This is a genomic window from Panacagrimonas perspica (assembly GCF_004364935.1).
Lineage (GTDB): Bacteria > Pseudomonadota > Gammaproteobacteria > Nevskiales > Nevskiaceae > Panacagrimonas > Panacagrimonas perspica.
In genome coordinates, this window is sequence record NZ_SOBT01000010.1 from 553,752 (window position 1) to 575,679 (window position 21,928).

At 67.0% G+C, this 21,928-nt stretch carries 19 protein-coding genes; 4 read left to right on the top strand and 15 right to left on the bottom strand.

Going from position 1 to position 21,928, the window contains the following annotated elements; all coding sequences use genetic code 11:
- Positions 1 to 9: 9 nt before the first annotated feature.
- From DFR24_RS19345 to DFR24_RS19355, 3 genes are all read right to left on the bottom strand, one after another.
- Entirely contained in the window at positions 10 to 798 is a 789-nt protein-coding gene (locus DFR24_RS19345; RefSeq protein ID WP_210772412.1) for an enoyl-CoA hydratase/isomerase family protein, read from the bottom strand.
- A 123-nt stretch (positions 799 to 921) separates the two neighbouring features.
- Positions 922 to 1,323, bottom strand: coding sequence for a nuclear transport factor 2 family protein (locus DFR24_RS19350; RefSeq protein WP_133883047.1), 402 nt, complete (start codon positions 1,321 to 1,323; stop codon positions 922 to 924).
- A gap of 5 nt (positions 1,324 to 1,328) precedes the next feature.
- A complete protein-coding gene (locus DFR24_RS19355; protein WP_133883048.1) occupies positions 1,329 to 2,549 on the bottom strand; it encodes a cytochrome P450 in 1,221 nt (406 codons plus the stop codon).
- Positions 2,550 to 2,610: 61 nt separating this feature from the next.
- On the opposite strand from DFR24_RS19355, the gene DFR24_RS19360 reads away from it, so the two are divergent.
- Positions 2,611 to 3,204 (top strand): MarR family winged helix-turn-helix transcriptional regulator, encoded by a 594-nt coding sequence (locus DFR24_RS19360; protein ID WP_162851323.1) that lies wholly within the window; start codon positions 2,611 to 2,613, stop codon positions 3,202 to 3,204.
- 77 nt (positions 3,205 to 3,281) lie between these two features.
- Here the strand turns inward: DFR24_RS19360 and DFR24_RS19365 are convergent, their stop codons facing one another.
- The 6 genes from DFR24_RS19365 to DFR24_RS19390 all read right to left on the bottom strand — a co-directional run bounded on the left by DFR24_RS19365 (position 3,282) and on the right by DFR24_RS19390 (position 10,908).
- Positions 3,282 to 4,121: an alpha/beta hydrolase gene (locus DFR24_RS19365; protein WP_246051727.1), complete on the bottom strand. Its 840-nt coding sequence runs from the start codon at positions 4,119 to 4,121 to the stop codon at positions 3,282 to 3,284.
- A gap of 5 nt (positions 4,122 to 4,126) precedes the next feature.
- Complete coding sequence (locus DFR24_RS19370) at positions 4,127 to 5,617, bottom strand: wax ester/triacylglycerol synthase family O-acyltransferase (RefSeq protein WP_162851324.1); 1,491 nt, start codon at positions 5,615 to 5,617, stop codon at positions 4,127 to 4,129.
- A 146-nt stretch (positions 5,618 to 5,763) separates the two neighbouring features.
- Positions 5,764 to 6,771, bottom strand: coding sequence for an NAD(P)H-dependent glycerol-3-phosphate dehydrogenase (locus DFR24_RS19375; RefSeq protein WP_133883052.1), 1,008 nt, complete (start codon positions 6,769 to 6,771; stop codon positions 5,764 to 5,766).
- Positions 6,768 to 8,207, bottom strand: coding sequence for an HAD-IB family hydrolase (locus DFR24_RS19380; protein ID WP_133883053.1), 1,440 nt, complete (start codon positions 8,205 to 8,207; stop codon positions 6,768 to 6,770). The genes DFR24_RS19375 and DFR24_RS19380 overlap by 4 nt, the downstream gene beginning before the upstream one ends.
- Positions 8,204 to 10,045, bottom strand: a complete 1,842-nt coding sequence (locus DFR24_RS19385) for a 1-acyl-sn-glycerol-3-phosphate acyltransferase (RefSeq protein WP_133883054.1) — start codon at positions 10,043 to 10,045, stop codon at positions 8,204 to 8,206. Before DFR24_RS19385 ends, DFR24_RS19380 begins: the two co-directional genes overlap by 4 nt.
- Positions 10,042 to 10,908: an alpha/beta fold hydrolase gene (locus DFR24_RS19390; protein ID WP_133883055.1), complete on the bottom strand. Its 867-nt coding sequence runs from the start codon at positions 10,906 to 10,908 to the stop codon at positions 10,042 to 10,044. The genes DFR24_RS19385 and DFR24_RS19390 overlap by 4 nt, the downstream gene beginning before the upstream one ends.
- A gap of 205 nt (positions 10,909 to 11,113) precedes the next feature.
- Between DFR24_RS19390 and DFR24_RS19395 the strand changes: the two genes are divergently transcribed.
- The 3 genes from DFR24_RS19395 (at position 11,114) to DFR24_RS19405 (ending at position 14,029) form a co-directional block, all read left to right on the top strand.
- Positions 11,114 to 11,881 (top strand): SDR family NAD(P)-dependent oxidoreductase, encoded by a 768-nt coding sequence (locus DFR24_RS19395; RefSeq protein WP_133883056.1) that lies wholly within the window; start codon positions 11,114 to 11,116, stop codon positions 11,879 to 11,881.
- Positions 11,882 to 11,995: 114 nt separating this feature from the next.
- Positions 11,996 to 12,301 carry a hypothetical protein gene (locus DFR24_RS19400; RefSeq protein ID WP_133883057.1) on the top strand — a complete coding sequence of 102 codons (306 nt, stop codon included), beginning with the start codon at positions 11,996 to 11,998 and terminating at the stop codon, positions 12,299 to 12,301.
- A gap of 171 nt (positions 12,302 to 12,472) precedes the next feature.
- Positions 12,473 to 14,029, top strand: coding sequence for an AMP-binding protein (locus tag DFR24_RS19405; protein WP_133883058.1), 1,557 nt, complete (start codon positions 12,473 to 12,475; stop codon positions 14,027 to 14,029).
- 57 nt (positions 14,030 to 14,086) lie between these two features.
- On the opposite strand, the gene DFR24_RS19410 is transcribed toward DFR24_RS19405, so the two are convergent.
- The 6 genes from DFR24_RS19410 to DFR24_RS19435 all read right to left on the bottom strand — a co-directional run bounded on the left by DFR24_RS19410 (position 14,087) and on the right by DFR24_RS19435 (position 21,890).
- The gene (locus DFR24_RS19410) at positions 14,087 to 15,631 is read right to left on the bottom strand and encodes a DHA2 family efflux MFS transporter permease subunit (RefSeq protein ID WP_133883059.1); all 1,545 of its coding nucleotides are present in this window, start codon (positions 15,629 to 15,631) and stop codon (positions 14,087 to 14,089) included.
- Positions 15,628 to 16,806, bottom strand: coding sequence for an HlyD family secretion protein (locus DFR24_RS19415; RefSeq protein WP_133883060.1), 1,179 nt, complete (start codon positions 16,804 to 16,806; stop codon positions 15,628 to 15,630). The genes DFR24_RS19410 and DFR24_RS19415 overlap by 4 nt, the downstream gene beginning before the upstream one ends.
- Complete coding sequence (locus DFR24_RS19420; protein WP_133883061.1) at positions 16,803 to 18,260, bottom strand: efflux transporter outer membrane subunit; 1,458 nt, start codon at positions 18,258 to 18,260, stop codon at positions 16,803 to 16,805. The genes DFR24_RS19415 and DFR24_RS19420 overlap by 4 nt, the downstream gene beginning before the upstream one ends.
- Positions 18,257 to 18,736, bottom strand: coding sequence for a MarR family winged helix-turn-helix transcriptional regulator (locus tag DFR24_RS19425; protein ID WP_133883062.1), 480 nt, complete (start codon positions 18,734 to 18,736; stop codon positions 18,257 to 18,259). The genes DFR24_RS19420 and DFR24_RS19425 overlap by 4 nt, the downstream gene beginning before the upstream one ends.
- A 303-nt stretch (positions 18,737 to 19,039) precedes the next feature.
- Entirely contained in the window at positions 19,040 to 20,242 is a 1,203-nt protein-coding gene (locus tag DFR24_RS19430; protein WP_133883063.1) for an acetyl-CoA acetyltransferase, read from the bottom strand.
- Positions 20,243 to 20,447: 205 nt separating this feature from the next.
- The gene (locus DFR24_RS19435) at positions 20,448 to 21,890 is read right to left on the bottom strand and encodes a zinc ribbon domain-containing protein (protein ID WP_133883064.1); all 1,443 of its coding nucleotides are present in this window, start codon (positions 21,888 to 21,890) and stop codon (positions 20,448 to 20,450) included.
- Positions 21,891 to 21,928: the final 38 nt, after the last annotated feature.

Genomic DNA, 21,928 nt, shown 5'->3' on the forward strand with positions numbered 1-21,928 from the left:
TTGAATGATTCAGCGTCCCGAGAACTCGGGCTTTCGTTTGGCCAGCACCGCCTGGATCGCGTTCCAGGAATCGTCGGTCTTCGCGCACTGCGAGATCGCGCGCGCCTCGAACTCGAGCTGCGTCTCCAGCGGCTGGTCGTGCGTCGACAACAGCAGGCGTTTCATCTCGCCGTAGGTTTTCGTCGGACCGCTCGCGACCTGGCGTGCGAGCGCCATCGCTTCGGCTTCCAGGTCCGCGTCCTCGACCAGACGCGAGATCAGCCCGTACTCGGCCGCCTGCCCGGCGCTCCACATCTGGTTGAGCATCAGGAATTCCGCGGCGCGACGCGTACCGACGCGGCGCGGGATGAAGTACGTGCCAGCGCCGTCGCTGACGAATCCGATGGCGTTGTACGCGGCATAGAAACGGGCCGAACGCCCGGCGACGGCGAAGTCCGCCATCGCGGTGAGCGCCACGGCGCCGCCGGTCACCAGACCATGCGCCGCCAGCACGACGGGTGCGTCGCAACGCGCGAAGCGTGAAATCGCCATGTGCAGGTCCGCGGTCGCCGCCTTCAAGCGTCGCGGCAGCAAGGCGCGATCGGCGCCGAGCCACTTGAGGTCAGCCCCGACGCTGAAATACTTGCCCTGCGCCCGGATCAGGATGGCTCGCACGCCGGGTGTCTCGTCGCATTCGATCGCGGCCTCGCAGAGCTGCGAGCAGAACGCCTGATCGAACGGATTCCCGCGCTCCGGCTGCGTCAGCGTGACGTGGGCGATGGACTCGCGGACTTCGACCTGCACGGCACGCACGTCCACCAGCCTGCTCCTCGTCGGAAAGGCGGAATGCTACTCGCAGACCGTAGCCCGGGCGAAGCCCGGGGCTCCCCTCGCATAGCGAGCGCAACCCCGGGCTGCGCCCGGGCTACGGTGGCGCCGACTTCAGGCCTTCTTCGTGAACGCTGCCTGCGCGACCGAGGTGTTCATGAAGTCGCGGAAGCGCGTCCACTTGCCGTCCTTCATCGTGATGACGTGCACGAAATCGGACTCGATGCTGCCGCCGGTCGATTTCGCCGTCAGGCGCAGATGCCCGGTGACGATCACCTTGTCGCGCTCGGAGATGAATTCCTCGGCATCGAACTGGTGGATGTCCACCGAGGCGAGCACGGTCTCGAAGAACTTGCGCGCACCGGCCTGCCCCTTGAACGTGTTGGCGTACGGAATCACCGGCGGGCCGTAGAACTCGATCAGCACGTCTTCCGACAGCAACTCGAGGATCGCAGGCACATCGCCGCGGCCGAAACGCCCGAAGATTTCCTGTGTGATGGCGACATTGTTGTTCATGGTGATCAGGCTCTCTGGAACAGGACGGGGAGACGGGTGACGCTGTGCTGGAGCAAGGTGGCGCGCTGCGGTTCGGCGGGTTCGCTGCCCGGGTTCATCGCGCTGAAGCGGTCGAGCACGCCTTCGATCAGGCAGGCGGTCTCGAGATTGGCGAGCGGCGCACCCAGGCAGAAATGGATGCCGTGACCGAAGCTGAGTTGCGCACCTGCGTTGTCGCGGTCCAGGCGCAGGCGCCGCGGCTCCGGGAACACTTTCGGATCGTGGTTGGCCGCAGCGAAGAACAGCGCCACCCACTCGCCCGCGCGGATCTGCTTGCCGCCGATCTCGACGTCACGCATGACCTTGCGGAACAGGCGCTGGGGCGGGCCCGCCATGCGCAGGGTCTCCTGCTGGAATCGCGACAGCAGCGTGCGATCCTCGCGCAGTTTCGCGAACACGTCCGGGTTGTCCACCAGCGCACGCAGGCAGTTGGCCGCGTAGTACATCGTCGTCTCGGCACCGGCCACCACGAGCGTGAAGCAGAAGCGCCAGACCTCGTCGCGCGTCAGCCGTGCGCCTTCCGATTCGGCAACCAGCAGCGCGTCCACGAGATCGTCGCCCGGCTTGCCGCCTTCCGCGAGGCGCTTGGCGCGCGCGTCGACCATCTGCATGAAGTAGCCGACCATCTCCATGTTGCTCTGCGTGCGCTCTTCCACGCTCATGTCGGCCGACAACATGAAGGCGTTGGCCCAGCGCTGGAACTTGTCCGTCATCTCGTCCGGCTGGCCGAGCAGCCTGACCATGAGCTGAGCAGGCAGCGGCGCGCACAGCTTCTCGACGACATCGACGTCACCATCGGGCAGTCCGTCGATCAGCTTCTTCACGACGGCCTGCACGTGGGGACGCAGTTCTGCCACGCGCCGCGGCGTGAAGGCCTGCACGACCACGCGACGCAGCTTCGCGTGCTCGGGGTCGTCGTGATTGACGAGCATCAGCGTGGGCGCATCCGTGCCCTGCTGGAAATTCGCCGACGAGAACGTCTGGTGATCCTTGGCCGCGGCGGCCACCTGCTCGTAGCTGAGCAGCGCCCAGGCCTGGATCGGCGGGTCGAAACCCGGCACCGTTCCGGGCGGCCAGTCGGCATAGCCGGACACCGGGGAGTCGGCGCGCAGCGCATCATAGGCAGGGTAGGGATTCGCGATGACTTCGGGCGTCGCGAGTCGGCCAGGGTCGAAACTGGTTTCCACGTTTTCTCCTCAGGGAGCCGGTCTTGACCGTCTCCTCGTTAATAATTGCCAATTTGTAACTATGTCTCCAGGACACGATAAACCCGCGAAGCGAGCACGGTCAACCGTCGCCCCGACGGGCGGCGCGCTGCCGGCCCCGATTTCAGAGGCCGCGAAGGAATTCCTCGACCTGTTCTACCCGGTGCACTACAAGATCGGGATCGGCATCGAGGACGCATTGCGGGGTGGGCGGCTGAGTCGCCACCAGGTCGCGATCCTGTGGCTGATCCGCTCGGCCGGCGAAGGCGGCCGCACGATTCCGCGCAAGGAGATCGAGCGCTCGATCACGCGCTGGTTCGAACTACGAAATTCCGCGATCTCGAAGACGTTGCGCGGGATGGCACGCGAACCGCTGAGCCTGCTCGAGATCCGCGAGCACCCGCTCTCGGGCCGTGAACGCGAGGTGATTCTCACGGCCAAGGGTGCGCGTGAAATCGAGCGCATGGTCGACGAGGGACGGCGCTTCATCCAGACGATGGTGAATCATCTCAGCGGCACCGAAGCCACCGACGGCGTCCACTTCCTGACGCGCGTGAGTTCGGTGATCGATGTCGTGCAGCCGGCGACCAAGGTGTCCGCCGGTCCGCCGCGGCGCAAGGCCGCGAAACCGCGATAACCGTAGCCCGGGTGAAACCCGGGGGTTGCGCCCCGCGTGTGAGGGAAACCCCGGGTTTTACCCGGGCGACACTGGCGTCAGCGTCCGACGCGTGCGCCGATCCAGTCCGTGAGGTCCTTCAGCACGATCGCCCGATCGGCCGGAAGCTCGTTGAAGATTTCGTGGTACAGGCCGTCGTAGACCTTCAGCGTCTTGTCCTTCGACGTCACGCGATCCACCACCATCTTGCTGCCTGCGACGCCGGCGAGCTTGTCATCGCTGCCATGCATGGCCAGCAGCGGCAACTGGATCAGCGGCAGAGCGGCCGGAAGGATCTCGACGAACTTGATGATCTCGCCGAGCGTTCGCGCCGGCACCTTGCCGTGCGCGTTCAGAGGATCGGCCGCGTAGTCGGCGACGACGGCCGGATCGCGTGAGACGAGGCCCGGATCGACGGCGAACAGCCCGGCCTTGGGCGCGATCGTCGACATGAACTTGGCGATCGGCTTCATCAGCGGCGGCGCACCATCCAGTGCGACCGCAGGCCCGGACAGGATCAGCGCGAACAGCTTGCCGGGATTCTTCAGCGTGTAGCTCAGCGACAGCGCGCCGCCCATGCTGTGGCCCAGCAGGAACATCGGCTTGCGCGGCTGCTCGCGGCGCGCGATCTCGACCACGTGATCGATGTCGTCGACGGTGTGCGCGAAGCGGTCGATCATCGTGCGCGGGCCGCCGGACTTGCCGTGCCCGCGATGATCCATCGCGTACACCGCGCAGTCGGCATTCACCAGGGCTTCGGCCACGTGCGCGTATCGCCCGCTGTGTTCACCCAGGCCATGCACGATCACGACGACGGCCTTGGGCCGCGTCGGCAGCCAGCTCTGCCAGAAGATCTCGACATCCTTCTTGCCCTTGAAACGACCTTCCTTGCTCTTCATCTGGCTCACTTCTTCTTGCTCGTGGCGGAATGGGGTGCGGTGGCCGGCTTGCCCAGCGCGATCATCTCGTCGAGCCCCGCCTGCAGACACTCGATCAGCAGCTCGGGCTCGGTGACGGCCGCGCGATCGCTGTTGATGCCGATGCAGCAGCGACCGTTGTGCGACATCATCACGATCATCATCCCGCATCCGGGCACCGGTGCGAACGGCCAGAACTGCGTGATCTCGGCACCGGCCATGTAAACCGGGTACGGAATGCCCGGGACATTGCTGATCTGCGCGTCCTGCGCCGCCGTGAAATCCGCCGTCATCGCCGTGATCGCAGCCAGCGGCAGCCGCGTGACCACCGGCATCATGCGGATCATGACGTCGAGCGCGGGCTCGGCGCGCGTCTGACTCACGAACTTCTGGATGTGACGCACGCGCTCGACCGGATCAGGAATGTCCAGCGGCGCCGCGTACTGGCTGCCCGCGAACTTGTTGCCGCCCATCGGATCGTTCTCGGTGCGCAGCGAGATCGGAAACCCGATCGGCATCTTCGACAGCGAGACGCCCATCTCCTCGTGGTAGCGGCTGAAGCCGCCGACGAGGCCGGCGAGGAACACGTCGTTCAGCGAACCCTGCGCGGCTTTCGCGGCCGCCTTGAAGTCGGTGAGCGGAATCTCGATGCCATCGAAACGCCACGACAGGCTGCGCCGCTTGAACAGTCCGGAGCCCGGGACCGGTCGCGTGCCGAGCACGCGCTTGGCCGACGACAAGTAGTCCAGTCCCTTCTTCGCCGCGTCCGGATTGCGCATCCACTCGCCGATCGAACGCGTCAGCGTGGACACACGACCTGCCGCTTCCGAGGGCAACGCGAACAGGCGCTCGCGCACCTGGCGCGCCGCGACATCCGACGGCGACGGCGCGGGCCGATCGAACTTCTCCTCACGCGGAGGCGGCGGACGCGTGGTCTGGTCGCGCTGCTTGCCGAGCACGCGCGACAACAGCTGGATGATACCCAGGCCGTCCGATGTCGCGTGATGCAGCTTGAGCACGTAACCGGAACGACCGCCCTCCAGACCTTCGACCAGCGTCGCCTCCCACGGCGAGCGCGCCTTGTCGAATGGCGTCATCGCCAGGTTCTGCGCCAGGTCGAACAACTGGCGCTCCGTGCCGGGCTCCGGCAGGCGCACGCGGCGCAGGTGGTAGTCGAGATTGAAATCCGGATCCTCGACCCAGACCGGGTTGCCGACGCCGAAGCTGGGCTCGACGACGCGCTGGCGAAAACGCGGCACCGCCTCCGTCACCCAGCGATGACCGGCGACGAGGCGCTCCCACTCCGGCGTGGCGTCCATCACCAGCACCGAGGTCGTCGTCGAGCGCAGCCGCGGATCGACTTCCGCGCGCCACATCACGGCCTCGAACGCGCTCATCTCGGCGGGGCCGCCCCAGTCGCGCAGTTCGGCCAGGAGGTCGTCGTTCATCGGTTCGGCTTTGCCCATGTTCTTGCTCATGCTTCTGTCCTGAAAGACTTCACCGCAAAGGCGCAAAGGGGTTTGCCCGCCTCCTGCTGCCATTTCGTACGGTGTGCAAAGCGAAGCGTGCACACCGGACAGTGCGAATGGTGCGCACGCTTCGCTTTGCACACCCTACGGTCGCCTCAACCCGACTCCTGCTCCGCACCCGCCGCCAGACGACGCAGACCGCGAAACGCCTGCACCGCGCCGTGTTCGCCCTTCACCACCGCGGCGACCTCGCGGGCGATCGGCATGTCCACGCCGTACGTACCGGCGAGTTCCATGACGACGCTGCTGGTCTTGATGCCCTCGGCGACCATGTTCATCGACGCGACGATCTCCGCCGTGGTCTTGCCGGCGGCGTACTGTTCGCCGACCTGGCGGTTGCGCGACAGCGGGCTCATGCAGGTGGTCAGCAGATCGCCCAGGCCGGTGAGGCCGGAGAAGGTTTCGGCGCGACCGCCGAGCGCTACGCCCAGTCGCGTGATTTCCGCGAGGCCACGCGTGATGACCATCGCGCGCGTGTTCTCGCCCACGCCGAGGCCCTGCCCCATGCCGGCGGAAATCGCGATGACGTTCTTCAGCGGGCCGCCCAGCTCGGATCCGATGACGTCGGTGTTGATGTAGACGCGAAACACCGAACTGGAGAACAGCGGCTGCAGCGCGCGGGCGATGGTTTCATCCGGCATCGCGACCACCGCGGCGGCGGCCATGCCCTGAAGCACTTCGCGCGCGATGTTGGGTCCGGCGAGCAGGCCGGCAGGATGACCCGGCAACTCCTCGTGGATGATCTCCGTCATGCGTCGCTGCGTGCCCTGCTCCAGGCCCTTGGCGAGACTGATGACCGGAACCCAGGGACGCACCAGCGGCGCGACCTGCTTGAGCGTTGCGCGAAAGCTGTGCGAGGGCACGCCCATCACCAGCACGTCGCAATCGCGCAGCGCCTCCTCGAGGCTCGTCGTCGCGCGCAGCTTCCTGTGCAGCGCCAAGCCCTTCAGGTAATCCTCGTTGCGATGCTCGCGATTGATCTGCTCGACGGTGCTCGCACGGCGCGCCCAGATCAACGTGTCGGCATTGCGCGCCGCGAGCGACGCAACGGTCGTGCCCCACGAGCCCGCGCCCAGCACGGTCACGCGCATCGGGCGGCTCATGCAGTTTTCTCCGGCCAGTTCTCGAGCGTGTCCACGTACATCTGGCGCACCTCGGCGATGCGCTCGTTGAGCTCGGTCAGCTTCCACCCGGACACGTCGACCGGCGGCAGGATCGCCACCTGCACGACGCCCGATCGCATTGTCTGATCGTTGCGGCCCATGATCTCGCCGGCATTGCGGATCACCACCGGCACGATCGGCACGCCGGCCTGCATCGCCAGATGGAACGGCCCCTTCTTGAATGCGCCGAGCTTGGGCGTCCAGGAGCGCGTGCCCTCGGGCGCGATGCACACCGACAGGCCTCTCTTGAGGCGATCGACCGCGGGCTTGAGCGCATCCACCGCCTTGCCCGAATCGCTACGATCGAGGAACGCGACCTCCGCCATTTCCATGAAGCGCCCGAAGCCCGGCACCTTGCGCGCCTCGGCCTTGGCCACGCCGGTGAAGCCGCGGCGCACGAGCTGCATCATCACGAACATGTCGAACTTGCTCTGGTGATTGAGCGCGAACACGCAGGGACGATGCGCCCACAGGTGTTCCTCGCCGACCACGTCGAGCTTGACGCCGAGCACCGCGAAGGCCGAGTCGGCGGCCGCCTGTGTCACCCAGTCCACGGTCTTGCGCGCGTTGCCGTGCGTGCGGTGCATGCCCAGCCCCGCGAGGAAGCTCAGGCCCATCGCGCCGTACGCACCGACGGTGCGCGCCATCGCCTTGGCCGGTCCGCGCTTGCGCGGATCGAAGCGCAGCACTGCCCAGCCGGATTCGTTGGCGGTCTTCTCGAGCAGCTCCTTGGGCTGCACCGCGGTGGCGTTTCCGACCGACTTCAGGAACGCGATGTCCTCGTTGCCGTTGGCGTAGCCGTAGCTGTTGGCGATATCGATCTTGTGCGTCCTGGAGAACGCGATCACCGCGTCGGCCTTGCCCTGTCCCCAGGTCGGCGCGCCCGAAAGACCGCCGGTGAGCTTGCCGTTGCGGATCTTCACCGGCGTGGCGATCACGTGCTCGATGCCGTATTCCTCGGCAAGCGGCTCGATCTGGTAGGCCGTGGCGGAGGACGCGATCGCAACCGTGTGGCCCATCTTCTGGTGCGCGCGCACCAGCTTCCAGCCTTCGGGAAACAGCGTGGATCCAACCTTGCCGAGCCACAGGCGCTTCCACAGCGCGCGCATTTCATCCTCGGTGCGGCCGGCCCAGTCGAGGATGCCCTTGCCGATGACCTCGTGGAACTCGGCGTCGGTCAGATCCTTCTTGCGCGCGAGCTTGAGCGTGTCGATGAGTTCCTTGCGGCCCATCTCGCGACGCTGGATACGGTCGATGAAATAGGCGGCCGCCGAGTAGCCGTCGATCAACGTGCCGTCGTAGTCGAAGAACGCGCCGATCTTCGGCCCCTTGGGGCCATCGAGAACACGCTGGATCGCTTCGTCGAGCGCGCTCATGGCGCGACCGCCGCGGCCGCACGTCGCGTGCGATCCAGCTCCTCGATCGCGGCGACGCTGCGCACCGCCACTTCGAGTTCCTGCGCGAATGCGCGACGACGTTCGGCCAGGTCCGGCGCACCCGGCTTCAGCAGGTCGCGGTTGGACGCCAGTGCCAGCGCGTTGCCGAAGATCTCGCGCGACACCGCCTCGGGATGGAGCAGGCGCCGCTGCAATACGTACTGACGTCCCACTTTCACGCACTCCTCGGTAAGCGCCTTCTTGTCGACGGGCTTGTCGACGGGTTGCGCGGCCAGCCGGTCGGCGACCACGTAGTACGCTTCCAGGAACGGCGCGAGCACGCGATGCGCGATCAGCACCGGCACCGTCATCAGGATGTCGCGCCGGTCCGCGGCCATCGCCACGCGCTGGCGGAACTTCGGATCGATGAGGCGTGACTCGGCTTTCTGCTCCTCGCGGAACGTCGCCTTGTCGCTGAAGAAGAATTCGAACTTGAGCAGGTCGCGCAACGCGAAGGCCGAGGCCCAGGCGCGTTCCAGCGGACCGGTGATGTCCTCGCGCGTGGCGTCGAGCAGTGCGACTTCGAGGATGGCGCGGTTCACGAACCAGTGGATCGCGCTGTTGCGGTAGAACGCCGCGACCGAGTGCTGGCCCGGCTCGATGCGGAACACGGCCTGCGTGCCGCCTTCGTAGCCGCTCACGACGCCGCTCTTTTCGAGCATGCGCAGCGTCTCTTCCACGCCGACGGTTCCGCGCAGCTCGTCCAGATGCGAACTCGGCAGGCCTGCCGCCGCGGCGTAATCGAGCAGCGGTTGCACCTGGTCGTGCACTTCTTCGAGCGTCAGCGCGCGATCGGTGACACCGAGCAGCGCAAAGGTGACGAGCGCGGGCGCGGTGACCGGCGTGCAGCGGTTGATGCGCTGGAACACCTCGAACGCGATCTTGGCGACGGTCCACTTGCCGCCGCCTTCGCTGTCCGCCTGCGCCAGCGCCTCTTTCAGCGACAGCGGCTCGCCGAAGCGCACGTACGCGTTGCCGATCCACTTCTGCTGCGTGCGCGCGTACCCCGCGAGCCACAGCAGGTTTTCCTTGGCCTTCGACGCGCCCGCTTCCTCGGCGGCCATCTTGCCGATCTCGTGCATCTGGTCGTACGTCGTGGAGACCGGGACCAGCAGCATGTCGTCGGCGCCGCCGCTCTCGATGGCCGCGACGAGATAGCTCAGCAGGCCGTACTTGGGCGGGCGCAGCTTTCCGGTGCGGCTGCGGCCGCCTTCCATGTACCACTCGAGATTCAGGCGCTGCGCGGCCAGCCACGCGAGGTATTCGCGCACGACCAGCTTGTAGACCTCGTCGTCCTGGAAGCTGCGACGGATCAGGATGCCGCCGGCGCGACGGATGATCGTTCCCAGCGGCCAGAAGCCCAGGTTGTTGCCGCCCAGGATGTGGTTGCGCTTCATGCCATGGTCGCGCAGCAAGCGCGACAGGATGAACGGATCCGCGTAGCTGCGATGCGTCGGCAGGTAGACCAGCGCGTTGGTCTTGTTGAGCTCCTTGAGCCGGGCGAGCGCATCCTCGTCGGCGTCGACGGTCCAGGCCTTCGTGTGCATCGGCCCGAGGCCGTAGTCGAACGCGGCCGCGAACGCCGGGCTCTGCACGGTGACGATTTCCTCGAGGCCCTTGCGCGCCTCGGCGACGACGTCTTCGGGGGTGCGCTGCAGCAGCTTCGCGAGCTTGGCGCACTGGTCCTGGAAGCGTGGCGTCTTGGCGACGTTGCGCGCGACCTGCTTGCGCTGGATCAGCGTGGCGGCGACCACCGGATTGAGGGCCGAGAGCTTCATGCTGCCAGCGACCCGTGAACCGCTGCCGCCTCCTCGCGCTCGGTCCGCGTGGTGACCTCGAGGATCTGCGCGACGACCTGTTCGGGTTCGTCGTACATCGGCACGTGGCCGGCACCGGTGACGATCGTCTTCTCGGCTCCGGCGATGCTGCTCATGATGTGGACGCCGAACTTCTCGAACGGGATGACGCGGTCGTGCTCGGACCACGCGATCCGGATCGGGATGCGCGCCGGACTGATCGCACCGACCGGTCCGTCACGTCCCATCGTGCGCAGCAGGCCGAGGAAAGCGCGGGTCTTCACCATCGCGCGCAGCGAGTAGCGGAATTCGTCGGCCGGCATACGGTCGCCGTGCTCCATCGTCTCGGCGCCCAGCAGCTTGCGGAAGCCCGCGAACCGCAGGAACGGCGAGGCCAGGAACAGGATGAAGGGCATCAGCGCGAAGAACAGGCGGAAGCGCTTGCGGATCTGTTCGAACGAGCTGATGTGGGACCAGCCGCCCGCAGGCGACAGCGCGGTGACCGAGCGGGCGAAGCCGCGACGGGCCAGTTCGATCGACAGCCAGCCGCCGAGCGAATTGCCGGCGACGTGCGCGGAGGTGACCCCGCGGGCCGCCATCATCTGGATGACCTGGTCGGCGAGGCCGCCGACGGTGGCGTCGCCTTCGATGGCGCAGTCCGGGCCTTCGCAGTGGCCGGGCAGGGTCAGCGCGAACACGCGGTGCCGCGCCTCGAGGCCCTTCAGCACGGGTTTCCAGATGTGCCAGCTGCCCCCGATGCCATGCAGCAGGAGCAGCGGTGAGCCGCTGCCGCCGACGTAGGCATCATTCGGGACCGGCTGGCCGCCTGCGCTTTCTACACTCACAAGGCACTCCCATGGTCCGGCGACGTTGCGGGCCGGACCGGTTGTTCGGTCCGGTCAGACTAACCCAGGGGTGGGCCGCCCTTCCCCGACTTTCTCCGGGGGATACGGGGGCCCTTTGCGGGCGAGGCCGCACGATAGTAGTATGGGGCCATACTACTTTGCATCACCCCTCTTATCAAGCGGCAAACCCTCAGGAGAAAGCGTCTTGCGTGGACTGAAAGACAAAGTGGCACTAGTCACCGGTGCGGCGAGCGGGATTGGCCTGGCCATCGCCAAGCGCCTGGCCGAGGAGGGCATGGTCGTCGGCGTGCTCGACATCAACGCCGAGGCGGCCGCCAAGGCCGTCGCCGAGATCAAGGCTGCGGGCGGCAAGGCCGAGGCCGGAATCTGCGACATCACCCACTACGACGCCGTGAAAGCCGCGGTGGCCGAGATCGAATCGAAGATCGGTCCGACCTGGGCGCTGGTCAACAACGCCGGCTGGGACAAGCCCATCCCGTTCCTGAAGACCACGCCGGACTTCTGGCAGAAGGTCGTGAGCATCAACTACATGGGTCCGCTGCACATGACCCATGCCGTCGTGCAGGGCATGGTCCAGCGTGGCGGTGGCCGCGTGATCTTCATCGCCTCGGACGCGGGCCGCGTGGGCTCTTCCGGCGAAGTCGTGTACTCGGGCACCAAGGGCGCGACGATCGCGTTCTCCAAGGCGCTCGCACGCGAGGTGTCGCGCAAGAACGTCACGCTGAACTGCCTGTGCCCGGGCCCGACCAACACGCCGGCGATGGACGCGTTCGTCGGCACCGGCGAAGAAGGCCAGAAAATTCGCGACGCGATGGTGCGCGGCGTGCCGCTGGGCCGCATCGGCGAGCCCACCGATTACCCGGGCCTGGTCGCGTTCCTGGCCAGTGATGACGCCTCGTTCATGACCGGACAGGTGATCAGCGTGTCAGGTGGTTTGACGATGCACGGCTGAAATCAGCCTCTTTCGGGGGATTCGCGCGTGCAACCCGAATCCCGTATTTTTCGTGTTGTGTCGTCAGACCATCGGGGAAACGACGGTCTATCAATTCATCCAGGAGGAAATCACATGAAGAAAACTCTCAAACTGTTCGCCGGCGCCGTGCTGGCTTGTGCGTCGCTGCAGGCCAATGCGGCAGGTCAGCAGATCCCGCTTCCGGCGAACTTCAGCCTGCTCGCCCTCAGCGGCGGCCTGCTGAATCCGCTCACCGCGATCAGCGGCCAGATCCTCGGCAGCATCATTCCTGCCGCCGGTCCGGTGTTCGTCGTGGTTTCGGGTCTGACGATTCCGGGCTTCGCCGTCATCAACGGCCTGGCCGCCCCGGTCACGGGCCCCAACGGCCTGCTGCCGGCGCTGCCGGGTCTGTCGAAGTAAGCAGCCGACAGGTTCGTCGCACCCAAAGCCCCCGCGGAGCACATCCCGCGGGGGCTTTGACGTTTCAGGGGACCTGCATCGAATGTCACCGGCCCGCGTGCCGTTGCCCCGCGGATCCGCGCGCGAACGCTGCCGGCGTTCTAACCTGCCGGCGATCGCGAGGAATTCCCGATGACCCTTCCCCATCCGCGTGCACACGCCGCGGTGCATCCCGAGAAGCCCGCGCTGATCCTGGCCGATACCGGCGAGTCGATCAGCTATGGAGAACTCGTCGAGCGCGCGGATCGCGCGGCGCAGCTCTTCGCGCGTCTCGGGCTGGTCGAGGGCGACACCCTTGCGCTGCTGCTGGAAAACCACATCCGCTATCCGGAGCTGATCTGGGCGGCGAAGAACTCCGGCATCACCTACGTCTGCATCGCCAGCCAGTCGAGTGTCGACGACGCGGCCTACATCGTCGACAACTGCGACGCGAAGCTGCTGATCGCCTCGGCCCATCTCGTGGGCATCGCGCGTGCGCTGACGCAGCGCTTCGGCGATCGGCTGCAGGTTCTGGCGCTCGACGGCATCGATGCGCCGCCATTCTGGTCGCACGAAGAACTTCTGAAACATGAATCCGCCGTCGCACTGAAAGGGCGACGACGCGGACCATCGATGCTGTATTCGTCGGGCACCACCGGCCGCCCCAAGGGCGTTCGCGCCGTGACACCCGACGATCCGCCCGAGGTGCCGCCACGACGTCACGGCCTGCTGGTGCAGCAGTACCGCTTCGACGCCGACACCGTACTGATCAATCCGGGCCCGATGTACCACGCGGGCCCCGGCCGCTTCATGGTCTGCGTCCTGCGTTGCGGCGGCACGGTGGTCTCGTTCCGGAAGTTCGATGCGGCGGCAGTGCTGCGCGCCATCGAGACGTTTCGCGCAACGCACGGCCTGTTCGTGCCGACGATGTTCATCCGCATGCTCAAGCTCGACGACGCGGAGCGCGCACGTCACGACCTGTCGAGCCTGCGCTGCGCCGTACATCTGGGCGCGCCCTGCCCGATTCCGGTCAAGGAACAGATGATCGAGTGGCTCGGTCCCGTCATCGAAGAGCTGTACGCCGGCACCGAGTCGGTCGGACACACGTTCATCGGTTCGCACGACTGGCTCGCGCACAAGGGATCCGTCGGCAAGCCCGCGCCGGGTTGCCGCATCCGCATCCTCGACGCGCAGGGCGATGAACAGCCACCGGGCACGCCGGGGCTGATCCACATGCACAACGGCAATCGCTTCGAGTACCACAAGGACGCGTCGAAGACGCGCGATGCGATCGACGCGCAGGGCTGGGGCACGCTCGGCGATATCGGATATCTCGACGACGACGGGTACCTGTATCTCACCGATCGACAGTCGCACATGATCATTTCAGGTGGCGTGAACATCTATCCGCAGGAAGCGGAGAACCTGCTCGCAACGCATCCCGGTGTCGCGGACGCCGCGGTGATCGGCGTGCCGCATCCCGAGTTCGGCGAAGAAGTGAAGGCCGTCATCCAGCCCAAGGTGTATCCGGTTCCTCACCCCGAGATCTTCGCCGCGGAACTGATTGCGTACTGCCGCTGGCGCCTGAGCGCGTTGAAGTGTCCGCGCACGGTCGACTTCGTGGAGACCCTGCCGCGCAGCGAAAGCGGGAAGCTGCTCAAGCGCCTGGTGAAGGCACCGTACTGGGCCGGCCGCGACAGCGTGATCTGACCGTAGCCCGGGTGAAACCCGGGGTTGCGCTGCGTAGGCGAGGAAAACCCCGGGTCTTTAATCCGCGGCAACCACCGGCGCCTTCCCACCTTGCGGCTTGGGCAGCATCCACACCAGCGCGAGCATGCCCAGGATCAGCCAGGCCGAAATCCAGAACAGGTCGAGCGCCGCGAGCAGGTAGGACTGCGCGATCAGTTCACGCGTGATCACCCCGACCGCCGCAGGCTCGCTCAAACCCGCGGCGTGGAGCTGCCCGATCGTCTGCTGCAATCCGGGATCGAAGACGCTGGTCGCTTCCGAGAGCCGCGTCTGGTGCAGGACTTCGCGGCGATCCCAGTACGTGGTCGTCAGCGACGTGCCGAAACTCGCGCCGATGATGCGCAGGAAGTTGGACATGCCCGACGCGGCCGGCACGCGGTGCGCCGGCATGCCGTCCAGCAGCAAGGTCACCATCGCGATGAAGAACGTGCTCAGCGCAACGCCCTGCACGAGCTGCGGCAACAGCAGGGTCATCGGCCCGATCTGCGTGTTGAACTTGGCGCGCATCAGCGACGACGCCGCGAACGCGATGTACGCGAGCGTCGCCACGTGGCGCGCGTCGCCCTTGGCCACCCAGCGGCTGGCGAAGGGCGTGATCGCGATGGCAATCAGGCCGCCCGGCGCGGTGACCAGGCCGGCCCAGGTCGCGGTGTAGCCCATCTGCGTCTGCAACCACAGCGGCATCAGCACGAGGTTGCCGTAGAACGCCGCATACACCGCCGTCATCGCGATACAGCCCAGCGCGAAGTTGCGGCTCTTGAACAAGGTCAGGTCCACGATCGGATGCTTGTCCGTGAGCTCCCAGATCAGCCACGCAATGAAGCCCACCAGAGCCACCAGCGCCAGCACGACGATGAACGTCGAACCGAACCAGTCCAGGTCCTTGCCCTTGTCGAGCACGATCTGCAGCGCGCCGATCCAGATCACCGTCAGCACGATGCCCATACGATCGACCGGCACCTTGCGCGTCGGCGTGTCTGCATGCCGCAGCAGCCGCCAGCAGGTGAACGCGCAGAACGCGCCGACTGGACCGTTGATCAGGAAGATCCACGGCCACGTCCAGTTGTCGGAGATCAGTCCGCCCAGCAGCGGCCCGCAGACCGGCGCGATCAGCGTCGTCATCGACCACAGGCCCAGCGCCGCGCTCTTGCGCTCGGGTGGGAACAGCATCAGCAACAAGGCCTGCGATCCCGGAATCATCGGCCCCGACACCGCGCCCTGCAGCACGCGGAAGGCCACCAGCGACGGCAGGCTCCAGGCCATGCCGCACAGCAGCGAGGCGATCGTGAACAGCACCACCGAGATGATGAAGACGCGCACCACGCCGTAGCGTCCCATCAGCCAGCCGGTGAGCGGCAGGCCGATGCCGTTGGCCACCGCGAAGGAGGTGATGACCCAGGTGCCCTGGTCGGCCGAGACACCGAGATTGCCGGCGATCGTCGGGATCGAGACATTGGCGATCGTGGTGTCGAGCACCTGCATGAAGGTGCCCGTGGCCAGCGCCACCGAGGCCAGCGTGCGCCGGCCCGGTGTCAGTTCGATCTGGGCCTTGCCCTCGCTCATTGCGCGGACGAACCCGCCCGGCCGCCTCGCGTGCCATCGTCACCGGCGTTGGCCGCGACGATCTGCGCGATGCGCGCGTCGATCTCCGGATCGCCGTTGTCGGCCCCGCGCGCCACTGGCGGCGTGGGCACGCCGGCGCCGAGCGGCGCGCCGGCGGTGTCGTGGATGTCCACGCGGACATCCATCGACAGGCCGATGCGCAGCGGATGGCGCTGCACCTCGGCCGGATCCAGCGCGATGCGCACCGGCACGCGCTGCACGATCTTGATCCAGTTGCCCGACGCGTTCTGTGCCGGCAGCAGCGCGAACGCCGAGCCGCTGCCCGCACCGAGCCCGGCGACATGGCCGTGGAATTCGACGTCGCCGGTATAGGTGTCGGCCGACAAGGTGACGGGCTGCCCGATGCGCATCGACTGCAACTGCACTTCCTTGAAGTTGGCGTCGACCCAGACCTCCGACAGCGGCACCACCGCCATCAGCGGTGCCCCCTGCGCCACATGCTGCCCGATCTGCACCGCACGCTTGGCGACGACCCCGTCCACCGGCGCGAGCAGTCGCGTGCGCTTCAATGCGAGCGCCGCGTTGTGAACGGCGGTCTCGGCGGCGAGCACCTGCGGATGCGTCTGCACCGTGGTGTCGGCGGTCTGCGCCTGCACCTGGCGCTGCTGACCCTGTGCCGCGGCCAGCGCCGCACGAAGCTGCGTGACGGCGTCGCGCGCGTGGCTGAGTTCTTCGCCGGATACGGCGCCGTCGGCTTCGAGCGCGAGGCGGCGCTTGAGATCCCGCTCGGCCTGCGCGATCGCGGCGGCGCGCTCCGCGATTTCCGCTTCGACCTGTCCGTCCTGTGCGAACAGCGCGCGGGCGCTGCGCACCGCACGCGCCAGTTCGGCCTCGGCCGCAGCCAGCGCCACCTTGGCGTCGGCCCGGTCGAGCTCGACCAGCAGGTCGCCACGCTTCACCGACTGCGTGTCGTTGACGTGCACGCCAACGACGGTGCCCGCGACTTCGCTGGTGACCTGCACGATGTCGCCGGCCACGTAGGCGTCGTCGGTTTCCTCGAACATGCGCCCGTGCCAGTACCACCACGCAGCCGTCGCGATGCTGCCGATCACCACGACGGCGAACAGCCCGAGCAATCCGCGCTTGCGCACCGAGGAAGCCTGATCAGCGGTCATGGAGTCACCTGCGCCGTCGTGGCGGCGGCAATCGGAACGAAAGAAGAAGATGAAGCCGTGGCAGCGGGATCGAAGCTGCCGCCGAGCGCGAGCAGCAAGGCCACGCGCGACTGCGCCATCGCGTCGATGAGATCGATCCGATGGCGGCGCGCGTCGAGCACCCGCGTCTCGGCGTTGAGCACGACCAGCCGGTTGGCGAGACCCGCGCGGTATCGCTTCTCGGCGAGTCCGTATCCGGCTTCCGCGTGCTCGAGCGACGTCTGCTGCTCGGCGAGCTCGCGCGTCGCGGCGCGGATGTCGGTCAGGCGATCCGCCACCTGTTGCACGGCCTGCAGCACGGTGGCGTTGTAGATGGCGATCGCCGCGTCGATGTCCGCGTTGGCCTCGTGGTATTCGGCCTTCAGTCGCTTGGCGTCGAACACCGGCAGATGGAAGCGCGGGCCGAAGCCCATCTGCGCGGCGTCACCGACCAGCAGGTTGTCGAGGCCGATGGCGCCGAAGCCTGCGAACGCGGTGAGATCCACGTCCGGATAGAACGCGGCCTTCGCCGCCAGGCGCTGTGCATCCGCTGCCTCGACGCGCAGGCGCGCGGCGATCACGTCGGGACGGCGCGCCAGCAGGTTGGCCGGCAGTTCCGTGGGCAGCGCCACCTGCGTCTGCAACGCCACCTGCGGCCGGCTGATGCCGGCATAGGCGTCGGCGCCATCGGAGGTCAGCGCCGCCAGCGCGTGAACCGCGCGCTCGACGGAAGCCTGTGCATCGCTCGCGTCGATGCGCGACAAGGGCACCGCGGCCTGCGCGTCGCGCAGGTCCACCTGCGTGTCCAGGCCCGCCTCGACCCGCCGGCGCGTCAGTTTTTCGAGCTGCGTGCGCTGCAGTTCGGCCTGCTGCGCCAGATCGGCCAGCCGGTATGCGTGATCGAGCTGCAGGTACGAGCGCGCGAGCGATCCGGCGAGCACCAGGCGTGCAGTCTCGATGTCGAGCCGGGACGCCTGCGAACGCAGGTCGGCGGAGTCGATCAGCGCGGTCTGACGGCCCCAGAAGTCGAGATCCCAGCTCAGGTTCAGCCCGACTTCGCCGCGCCAGATCCACTGCCCGCCGTAAGGCGGCGGAATGATGTCGCGCTCGCTCAGCTGTTCACGCAGCTCGGTACCGTCGAGCGTGACTTTCGGCAGCCGCGGTGCGCGCGCCACGCCCAGCCTCGCGTTGGCGTCGTCCAGCCGCGACATCGCCTGCGCGAGACCCGGATTGCGATCCAGCGCGCGTTCGACGAGGCGATCGAGCTGCGGATCGCCGTAGGCCTTCCACCACTGGTCCGGCACCGGATGGACCGGCGCGCCGCCGAGTCCCAGCGTGCCCGCTTCCAGCGGTGTGCCCTTCGGCAGATCGGATGGCGGGGTGACGCACGCGGACAGCGTCGTGGCGATCAGCAGCGCCCCGAGTCGGAAGTTCATGCTGCTTCTCCGGCAGAGGCCATCGACTGTGAGCCGGCGATCAGCTTGTTGAGCAGGCGCGTGAGTTCACTCACCTCGGCGCGCGTGAAGTCCGACAGCGCCTGGTTGAGACGGTCGACGACGACCGGCACCAGTGACTTCACCAGTTCGCGCCCGCTGTCCGTCAGGTGCAGTTCGACCGAGCGCCGATCATTGCGCGAACGACGGCGTTCGATGTAGCCGCGCTCTTCGAGCTGGTCGATCACGCGCGTCAGCGCGCCGCTGTTGTATTGGAACTCGGCGCAGATGTCCTTGGCGTTGAGCGCGATGCCGTCGCGCAGGTAGATCAGCACGATCCACTGCATCAGGTTGAATCCGTGCTCCGCAAACGCCGGCTCGATGCCGTTGACCATCGCGGTCTGCGCGCGCTTCACGAGATACCCGACGCTGGTGCGCGCCTTGTACGTGGATGCCTGGTAATGCTTCGCCCGTGCCATAGCCTGCCTCGGCATTAGCTGCCAAGGCAGACAATATCACCGGCCGAAGAAGCGGCGCGATAGAGGATTTGCACTCATGGCTGGGCTGCCGAGTAGCCCGGGCGAAGCCCGGGATCCCCGTTCGATTTGCGAGGGAACCCCCGGACTTCGTCCGGGCTACGGATTACGCTTTCCAGGCCGACGGTGTTGATGCCGCAGACGCCAGCTCCACGTTCTCGAGCTGGCTCGAACGCGTAGCCCGGACGAAGTCCGGGATTCCCGCCCGATCACGAGGAAAACCCCGGACTTCGTCCGGGCTACGGGTTACGCGCCTTCGAGGCCGACGATGCTGATCCCGCACACGCCGTTGTACGGCACGCCGCCGAGGTTGTGGCTCAGGCCCAGCTTCGGGTTCTTGAGCTGTCGCGGACCGGCGCGGCCGGTGAGCTGCAGGTAGTGCTCGTAGACCATGCGCAAACCACTGGCGCCGATCGGATGACCGAAGCACTTCAGGCCGCCGTCGATCTGGCAGGGAATGATGCCGTCGGCATCGAACACGCCGTTCATGACGTCCTTCCAGGCCTCGCCGTCCTTCGACACGCCCAGGTCCTCCATCGTCACCAACTCGGTGATCGAGAAGCAGTCGTGCACCTCGAGCGCCGACAGCTGCGCGCGCGGATCGGTGATGCCGGCTTCCTTGTAGGCGGCCTTCGCGGCGTTGCGCGTGTTCTGCACGTACGAGCCGTCCCACTGGTTGGTGCCCTGCTCGCGCCCGGCGCTCGCGGACAGCGCGAGCGCCTTGACCGTGACCAGATCCTTCCGGCCCAGCGCGCGCGCGATCGCCGGCGTCGTGACGATGGCGCAGGCCGCGCCGTCGCTGACACCGCAGCAGTCGAACACGCCCAGCGGCTCGGCGATCATCGGCGCGTTGAGGATGGTCTCCATCTCGACAGCCTTCTGCAGGTGCGCCTTCGGATTCTTCGCGCCGTTCTGGTGGCTCTTCCAAGACACGCGACCGATGGCCTTCTTCAGGTCTTCCTTGGACACGCCGTACTTGGCGCGATAGCCCGCCGCGAGCTGCGCGAACCCAGCCGGCGCCGAGCCGTACGGCATCCACAGATCGTTGAACGTGCCCTTGCTGCTGACCGGCAGGCCACCGTAGCCGGTGTCCTTGAGCTTCTCGGCGCCGATGGCGAGCGCGATGTCGACCGCGCCGCTGGCCACCGCGTACACCGCGCCGCGCAAGGCCTCGGTGCCGGTGGCGCACATGTTCTCCACGCGCGTGACCGGGATGCCCTCGAGGCGCAGCGCCGTCGACAGCGGGATCGCCGAGTTGCCGACGTTCACGCGATCCACGCCCGAGCCGTACCACGCCGCCTCGATCTGCTTGCGCTCGATGCCCGCGTCCTTCAAGGCTTCCAGAAACGCCTCGTTGAGCAGGTCCTCGGTGCCGCAGTCCCAGCGCTCGCCGAATCGCGAGCACCCCATGCCAAGAATTGCGACCTTGTCCTTGATTCCGGTTGCCATGTTCAGTTCCTCAATCTTCGATCGACGCTCGGCGCCGAAACGTATTTACCGCAAAGGCGCAAAGGGAAAAGAAAGGGCGCAAAGGTATGTTCTGTTCAACCTTGTTACCGATGAAGGCCTTTCAATTCTTGCTTTCGCTTTTCTCTGCGTCCTTTCTTTTCCCTTTGCGCCTTTGCGGTGAAATCGCCTGATATCGCGCGCCCGCTCAGCCCGGCGTGGCCTTCCAAAAATAGCGATCCCACCCACGCAACTTGTCGCGCTCCTTCTTGCGGAAGGTCATCGAGAGCGGCGTGCCGACGTCGATGCCGTTGGTCCCTACGTCGACGATCTCCATCAGCAGGCGCGCGCCGCAATCGAACTGCACGAGGCCCATGTACAGCGGCGGGGCCGGCGAATACATCAGCCAGTCCGCGGTATAGGTCGCGATCTTCGCCGGCTCTTCGGAGAGCGCGTACGGCGTCAGCGCGCCGGACGTGGCGCAGTTGACGCAGGCCGGCAGGCGCGGGAACTGGATCTGGCCGCAGGCGCTGCACTTGCCACCGATGAACGCGAAGATCTGGTCCGCGCTTCGATACACCTGCGTGAGCGCCGTCTTGTGATCGGTCTCCGCGCGCATGCCCCAGTCGAGTTCGAGATGGCCGTCGTTCGACAGCATCTTCAGATACGCGGTCTCCTCGATACGGTTGGCGATGCTGCCGGCCAGGCCGCGACGGCCCACGGCCGCCGGTGCCGCCTGCTGCATTTCCAGCGCGATCACTTCGCAACCCTGCGCGAACGAGACGATGACGATCACATCGCCCGGCTTGGCGCGCTCGATCGCCGCGATCAGTTGCAGGATCGGCTGCGCGGCACCGGTATCACCCACGGTGCCCTGAAGGTCCGGCAACACTTTTTCCGGCGCCAGCTTCAGCGCCTTGGCCACCGCCGCATCGCTCTTGGCGGGACCGCCCGACATGCCGAAGTGCGCGACCCGATCGGCGCCGAGCTCGAGGCGCTTGAGCAGGCGGCTCACCGCGGAAGGAACGATCTTCCCGATGCCCTCGTCGCGGATCCAGCGTTCTTCCCAGGAATAGTCGAAGTCGTTGCCGGTCTTGCGGAAGTGATCGATGAACGGAACCGACACCGATTCGCTGCCGAGAAAACGCGCGATGACGCCGTCGCCCGCGCCGACCGACACGGCGCCCGCGCCGCAACCGATCTGCATTTCCTGGGTGCTGCCGGGCTTGGCGGTGCGACGCTCGGAGGCGATCACCAGGCGCTCGCCGGAATCGGCGCTGCGGCACGCGGCGATCAGCGCGGACAGGCCGGCGCGCGTCGAGCCGCCGGTGTCGCCGGCGCTGGCCGTCGTCGGCAGGCGCAGCGCGGCGCCCACGAACACGGCGTTGTTGAGATCCGCATAAGGTGCCGAGGTGCTCGCCAGGGTCACGCCGGTGACCGCTTCGGCGGATCGCCCGCGCAGGCAGTCGCGCCCGGCTTCGACGGCCATCGTGATGGCGTCCTCGTCCCATCCGCACATCGAACGCTCGCCCTTGCCCAGGCCCTTGAGCGCCGGAAATGCCCAGGCGTGCGCACTCGCGATGGCGGCGCGTTGCAGTCGACGGCGCGGGATGAAGGCGCCGAAGGAAGTGATGCCGGTGGCCTTTTGCATATCGATGAGGTCCTGAGTCTGGTGGCCCGCAGTGTGTA

Coding starts and splice junctions, on each gene's coding strand:
- DFR24_RS19380 (WP_133883053.1), bottom strand. CDS start 8,207: ATGAGCGCGCTCGACGAAGCGATCCAGCGTGTTCTCGATGGCCCCAAG.
- DFR24_RS19375 (WP_133883052.1), bottom strand. CDS start 6,771: ATGAGCCGCCCGATGCGCGTGACCGTGCTGGGCGCGGGCTCGTGGGGC.
- DFR24_RS19425 (WP_133883062.1), bottom strand. CDS start 18,736: ATGGCACGGGCGAAGCATTACCAGGCATCCACGTACAAGGCGCGCACC.
- DFR24_RS19370 (WP_162851324.1), bottom strand. CDS start 5,617: ATGAGCAAGAACATGGGCAAAGCCGAACCGATGAACGACGACCTCCTG.
- DFR24_RS19360 (WP_162851323.1), top strand. CDS start 2,611: ATGTCTCCAGGACACGATAAACCCGCGAAGCGAGCACGGTCAACCGTC.
- DFR24_RS19385 (WP_133883054.1), bottom strand. CDS start 10,045: ATGAAGCTCTCGGCCCTCAATCCGGTGGTCGCCGCCACGCTGATCCAG.
- DFR24_RS19365 (WP_246051727.1), bottom strand. CDS start 4,121: ATGAAGAGCAAGGAAGGTCGTTTCAAGGGCAAGAAGGATGTCGAGATC.
- DFR24_RS19400 (WP_133883057.1), top strand. CDS start 11,996: ATGAAGAAAACTCTCAAACTGTTCGCCGGCGCCGTGCTGGCTTGTGCG.
- DFR24_RS19430 (WP_133883063.1), bottom strand. CDS start 20,242: ATGGCAACCGGAATCAAGGACAAGGTCGCAATTCTTGGCATGGGGTGC.
- DFR24_RS19435 (WP_133883064.1), bottom strand. CDS start 21,890: ATGCAAAAGGCCACCGGCATCACTTCCTTCGGCGCCTTCATCCCGCGC.
- DFR24_RS19410 (WP_133883059.1), bottom strand. CDS start 15,631: ATGAGCGAGGGCAAGGCCCAGATCGAACTGACACCGGGCCGGCGCACG.
- DFR24_RS19405 (WP_133883058.1), top strand. CDS start 12,473: ATGACCCTTCCCCATCCGCGTGCACACGCCGCGGTGCATCCCGAGAAG.
- DFR24_RS19350 (WP_133883047.1), bottom strand. CDS start 1,323: ATGAACAACAATGTCGCCATCACACAGGAAATCTTCGGGCGTTTCGGC.
- DFR24_RS19420 (WP_133883061.1), bottom strand. CDS start 18,260: ATGAACTTCCGACTCGGGGCGCTGCTGATCGCCACGACGCTGTCCGCG.
- DFR24_RS19415 (WP_133883060.1), bottom strand. CDS start 16,806: ATGACCGCTGATCAGGCTTCCTCGGTGCGCAAGCGCGGATTGCTCGGG.